The following is a 5,634-nucleotide window of genomic DNA, read 5'->3' on the forward strand; positions in this document are numbered from 1 at the left end:
AAGCCCCGCGCCGACGGCGCGGGGCGGCGCCGGCCGCGGGGCGCGTACCGGCACCCCCACGCAGGGGGCGGGGTGCGTACCGGCACCCCCACGAGGCGGGCGCCGCCGCGTGCGTCAGCGAAGGCGTCGCGCCCCCGGCCCCGGCACCGCCGCGAACGTGCGCGGTGCGCGGTACGACGCCGACGCGAACGCCTTCTCCACCGCGACGCGGATCGCGTCCGCCTCCGACGCCTCCGCGAGCACGATCGCCGAGCCCCCGAAGCCGCCGCCCGTCATCCGCGCCCCCAGCGCGCCCGCCGCGACGGCCGAGGACACCACGAGGTCCAGCTCGGGACACGACACCGTGAAGTCGTCCCGCAGGGACTCGTGGCCCGCCACCAGCACCGGCCCGATCTCCCGCGTACGCCCCGCGTCGAGCAGCGTGATGACCTCCTCGACCCGCCGGTCCTCGGTCACGACGTGCCGGACGAGGCCCCGGATCACCGGGTCGTCGATCCGCGCGAGCGCGGAGGGGAGGGAGCCGAAGGGCACGTCCCGCAGGGCCCGTACGCCGAGGATCCGCGCGCCCTCCTCGCAGCCCGCCCGGCGCTTGGCGTACTCGCCGTCCCCCAGCGCGTGCTTGACCTGTGTGTCGACGACGAGCAGGGAGAGCCCCTCGGCCGCCAGGTCGAAGGGCACCTGGCGTGCGGTGAGGTCACGCGTGTCGAGGTACAGCGCGTGGCCCTCCGTACAGCACGCGGACGCCGTCTGGTCCATGATCCCGGAGGGGACGCCGACGAAGTCGTTCTCCGCCTTCTGGCACCAGGAGGCCAGCTGCTGCGCCGACTGGCCCAGCCCGTACAGGTCGTTGAGCAGCAGGGCCGTGGAGACCTCCAGCGCCGCCGAGGAGGAGAGGCCCGCGCCCGTCGGGACGTCGCTGTCGTAGTGGATGTCCGCGCCGCCCGCGTCCAGCCCGCCGCGCCGCAGCGCCCACAGCACGCCCGCCGGGTACGCGGCCCAGCCGCCGCGGTCGCCTCCCACGGTCACGGGGTCGAGGTCCGCGATCCGCAGCTCCACCACGCCCGTCGGGGCGTCGCCGGAGTGGATCCGCAGCACGCCGTCGTCGCGGCGCCGGGCCGCGGCCACGGTGGAGTGCGGGAGTGCCAGCGGCATCACGAAGCCGTCGTTGTAGTCGGTGTGTTCGCCGATCAGGTTGACCCGGCCGGGCGCCGCCCACACGCCGTCCGGCTCCCCGCCGTACAGCTGGCGGAAGGCCGCCGCCGTGGCTCCCGCGTCGATCGAAGCGCTCACTTCTCCCCCTGCATCGTCTGCGCGAACTCCCACGCGTCCGACACGATCCCGGCCAGGTCCGTCCGGCTCGGGCGCCAGCCCAGCCTGTCCTTCGCCGCCTGCGCGGACGCCACAAGCACCGCCGGGTCCCCGCCGCGCCGCGGCGCGACGATCTCGGGGACGGGGTGGCCGGTGACCTTGCGGACGGTCTCGACGACCTCGCGGACGGAGAAGCCGTTGCCGTTGCCGAGGTTGCAGATCAGGTGCTCGCCCGGCTTCGTCGCGTCCAGGGCGAGGAGATGGGCCTCGGCGAGGTCCGCGACGTGGATGTAGTCGCGTACGCAGGTGCCGTCCGGGGTCGGGTAGTCGTCGCCGTAGACCGAGATCGAGTCCCGCTTGCCCAGCGCCACCTGGAGGACCAGGGGGATGAGGTGCGACTCGGGGTCGTGCCGTTCGCCGTATGCGCCATACGCGCCCGCCACGTTGAAGTACCGCAGCGACGCCGCCGCCAGCCCGTGCGCCGCGCACTCGCTGGTGATCATGTGGTCGACGGCCAGCTTCGTCGCGCCGTACGGGTTGGTCGGCGCGGTGACCGCCGCCTCCGTGATGGGCACGGACGCGGGTTCGCCGTACGTGGCGGCCGTGGAGGAGAAGACGAGCTTGCGCACGCCGGCCTCGCGCATGGCCGCGAGCAGCTCGATCGTGCCGCCGACGTTGTTGCGCCAGTACTTCTCCGGGTTGACGACGGACTCGCCGACCTGGGAGGAGGCGGCGAAGTGCAGCACGCCGTCGTACGAGGAGTCGAGGCACTGCGCGGCGTCCTGGATGCGGCCCTCGATGAACGACGCGCCCTCGGGCACCCCGGCGCGGAAGCCGGTGGAGAGGTCGTCGAGCACGACCACCTCGTGCCCCGCCTCGAGCAGATGGGCCGCGCAGACGCCGCCCACATAGCCGGCGCCGCCTGTCACGAGATACTTCATTCCGATGCCACCTCTCGCAGCCGCTCCGCCGCCTGCTCCGGCGGCACGTCGTTGATGAACACATCCATCGCCGACTCCGAGCCTGCCAGATACTTCAGCTTGCCCGGTGTCCGCCGGATGGTGAAAAGCTCCAGGTGGAGTGCGAAGTCCGCGCGCCGCTCCGCCCGTACGGGCGACTGGTGCCAGGCCGCGATGTACGGCGTGGGCGGCTCCCCCGGGCCGAAGATCCGGTCGAAGCGCCGCAGCAGCTCCAGATAGACGGCCGGGAACTCCGCGCGCGCCTTGTCGTCCAGCTCCGTCAGGTCCGGCACCCGGCGCCTGGGGTAGAGGTGCACCTCGTACGGCCAGTGCGCGGCGTGCGGGACGAACGCCGTCCAGTGCTCGGTGTCCAGCACGATCCGCGAGCCGTCGGCGAGTTCGGCGGTGACGAGGTCGTCGAAGAGGTTGCCGTCCCCGTCGTACGCCTGGAGCGACGCCAGCATCCGGGCGGTACGCGGGGTGGTGAACGGATAGGCGTAGATCTGGCCGTGCGGGTGGCCGAGGGTGACGCCGATCTCCTTGCCGCGGTTCTCGAAGCAGAAGACCTGCTCGACGCCGGGCAGCCGGCCGAGCTCCGCGGTGCGGTCCGTCCACGCCTGGAGCACCAGCGCGGCCTGGTCCTCGGTGAGGTCGGCGAAGGACTTGTCGTGGTCGGGGGTGAAGCAGACCACCTCGCAGCGCCCCGCCCCCGGCATCCGGGGGAAGAGCGCTTCGCCGGCGACGGGGCCGGGTCCGCCGGTGAGGGAGGGGAAGCGGTTCTCGAAGGCGACGACCTCGTAGTCGTCGTCCGGGATCTCGCTGAGGCGGCCGTCGCGGGAGGGGCACAGGGGGCACTCGTCGGCCGGCGGGTGGTAGGTGCGGCCCTGCCGGTGCGAGGCGACGACCACCCATTCGGAGAGCAGCGGGTCGAAGCGTGCCTCGGAGGCGGTGTGCGTCGCCTCCAGGGGCCGCGTGTCCACGGCGTCGCGGACCGTCCCGTCGGCGGAGTCGAAATAGATCAGTTCGCGGCCGTCGGCGAGCCGCGTCGGGGTCTTCTTCACGGAAGCCTCTCCCCATAAACCAAACAGAGCCGAACACAATGAACCACAAGCGAACAGCTGCGTCAACGGATGGCCCCATTACTCCACATGAGGGCAAATGCCTAATATCGGACATCTCATGGTGCATGCTGCGGCCATGAACCACCTCGCCGAAGGCCTGCGGCTCCCGGTCAACGGGGTCGACTACCTGATCCTGATCATCTATTTCCTGGTCGTGCTCGGCATCGGGTTCATGGCCCGCCGCAGCGTCCGGACCAGCCTGGACTTCTTCCTGTCCGGGCGCTCACTGCCCGCCTGGATCACGGGTCTTGCCTTCATCGCCGCCAACCTCGGCGCGACCGAGATCCTCGGCATGGCGGCCAACGGCGCCCAGTACGGCCTGTACACGGTGAACTGGTACTGGATCGGCGCCATCCCGGCCATGGTCTTCCTCGGCCTGGTGATGATGCCCTTCTACTACGGCTCCAAGGTCCGCTCGGTTCCGGAGTTCCTGCTGCACCGCTTCGGCCCGCCCGCGCACCTGCTCAGCTCGATCATCTTCGCGGTCTCCGCGGTGCTGATCGCGGGCGTCAACCTCTACGCGATGGCGATCGTGCTGGAGGCCCTGCTGGGCTGGCCGCAGTGGGTGGCCATCGTGATCGCCGGCCTCTTCGTGCTCGCGTACATCACCCTCGGCGGTCTCTCCTCGGCGATCTACAACGAGGTGATGCAGTTCTTCGTCATCCTCGCCGCGCTCATCCCGCTCACCATCCTCGGCCTCAAGCGCGTCGGCGGCTGGAGCGGTCTGAGCGACAGCCTCACCGCCAGCCACGGCGACGACTTCCTCACCGCGTTCGGCGGCACCGGCATCGGCGAGTCGAACCCGCTGGGCGCCAACTGGCTGACCATCGTGCTCGGGCTCGGCTTCGTGATGTCCTTCGGCTACTGGACCACCAACTTCGCCGAGGTGCAGCGCGCCCTGTCCGCCAAGAACCTCTCAGCCGCCCAGCGCACCCCGCTGATCGCCGCGTACCCGAAGATCCTGATCCCCGCGATCGTCGTCGTACCCGGCCTCATCGCCCTGGTCATGGAGCCCTCCATCGGCCAGGAGGGCAGCGACCTGCAGTACAACGACGCGATCCCGGTGCTGATGCGCGACCTGCTGCCGAACGGCGTGCTCGGCATCGCGGTGACCGGTCTGCTCGCGGCGTTCATGGCCGGCATGGCGGCGAACGTCTCGTCGTTCAACGTGGTCTTCACCAACGACATCTGGCGGCCCTACCTCAGGCCCGGCCGGAGCGACGAGCACTACCTCGCGGTCGGCCGCGTGATCACGGCCGTCGGCGTGGTGGCGGGCATGGGGACGGCGTTCATCGCCTCCACCTTCAGCAACATCATGAACTACCTCCAGACCCTGTTCTCCTTCTTCAACGTGCCGCTGTTCTGCGTCTTCATCATCGGCATGTTCTGGAAGCGGATGACGGGCGCGGCGGGCTTCTGGGGGCTGCTGGTCGGCACGGTGGCCGCGATGCTCAACTACTTCCTCTTCTACAAGCAGGACATCATCGACATCCCCAGCGACCAGGGCGCCAACTTCGTCTCGTCGATCGTCGCGTTCGTCGCGGGCGCCGTCGTCATCGGGGTCGTGTCGGTGTTCACCCGGCCCAAGCCGGTCAGCGAACTGCAGGGCCTGGTGTACGGGACCACCTCGCCCGGTATGGCCGAGCCCCCGGCGCACGGCGACGACGCCTGGTACCGCCGGCCGGCGCTGCTCGGCTGGGGCGCGATCATCCTGGCGGCGCTGTGCTACGTGCCGTTCTTCTCCTGACCCCGGGCCCGCGTCCCCCCCTGCCCCCGGGCCCGCAGACCAACTCTCGCTAGGGAGCGAACGACATGAGCAACGAGGAACCCCAGCCGCCGCACCACATGACCGAGCCGGAGGCCCTCGCCCACGAGGTCGAGGAGCTGGAGGCGAAGTCCGCCTCGGCGGCCCGCCTCTTCGACATCCGCCTCATCATCGGCAGCCTGTTCGTGGTCTACGGGATCATCGTCACCGCGACGGGGATCAACCCCTCCGACGAGGAGCTGGAGAAGGCCCAGGACATCAACATCAACCTGTGGACCGGGCTGTCCATGCTGCTCCTGGGCCTGCTGTTCCTGCTCTGGCAGTGGCTGCGCCCGGTGGTCCCGCCGTCGGCGGAGGAGATCGCCGCGGCGATGGACCGGCCGGACGCCCACTAGCGCCTCCGGCGGGTGGGGCGCCGGGAAGGGTCTGGGGCGCCACGGCGTACGAACCCGTCTCCTGGGAGCGCGCCTTCGACCTGATC

The 5,634-nt window shown here is 70.8% G+C and carries 5 protein-coding genes; 2 read left to right on the forward strand and 3 right to left on the reverse strand.

Features of this window, described 5'->3' with window-relative positions; translation table 11 throughout:
* Positions 1 to 114 precede the first annotated feature (114 nt).
* From galK to galT, 3 genes are read right to left on the reverse strand one after another with little or no spacing between them, the layout of a single operon-like run.
* A complete protein-coding gene (gene galK / locus AB0M28_RS39775) occupies positions 115 to 1,290 on the reverse strand; it encodes a galactokinase (protein WP_365415608.1) in 1,176 nt (391 codons plus the stop codon).
* On the reverse strand, positions 1,287 to 2,255 hold the full coding sequence (galE, locus tag AB0M28_RS39780) for a UDP-glucose 4-epimerase GalE (RefSeq protein WP_365415614.1): 969 nt from the start codon (positions 2,253 to 2,255) through the stop codon (positions 1,287 to 1,289). The genes galK and galE overlap by 4 nt, the downstream gene beginning before the upstream one ends.
* Complete coding sequence (gene galT, locus AB0M28_RS39785; RefSeq protein WP_365415610.1) at positions 2,246 to 3,328, reverse strand: galactose-1-phosphate uridylyltransferase; 1,083 nt, start codon at positions 3,326 to 3,328, stop codon at positions 2,246 to 2,248. Before galT ends, galE begins: the two co-directional genes overlap by 10 nt.
* Positions 3,329 to 3,464: 136 nt before the next feature.
* Between galT and AB0M28_RS39790 the strand changes: the two genes are divergently transcribed.
* On the forward strand, positions 3,465 to 5,135 hold the full coding sequence (locus AB0M28_RS39790; RefSeq protein WP_365415612.1) for a sodium:solute symporter family protein: 1,671 nt from the start codon (positions 3,465 to 3,467) through the stop codon (positions 5,133 to 5,135).
* Between the two features lie 98 nt (positions 5,136 to 5,233).
* Positions 5,234 to 5,548 (forward strand): hypothetical protein, encoded by a 315-nt coding sequence (locus tag AB0M28_RS39795; protein ID WP_365415616.1) that lies wholly within the window; start codon positions 5,234 to 5,236, stop codon positions 5,546 to 5,548.
* Positions 5,549 to 5,634 lie beyond the last annotated feature (86 nt).

This window comes from Streptomyces sp. NPDC051940 (genome assembly GCF_040680895.1).
Classification (GTDB): Bacteria; Actinomycetota; Actinomycetes; order Streptomycetales; family Streptomycetaceae; genus Streptomyces.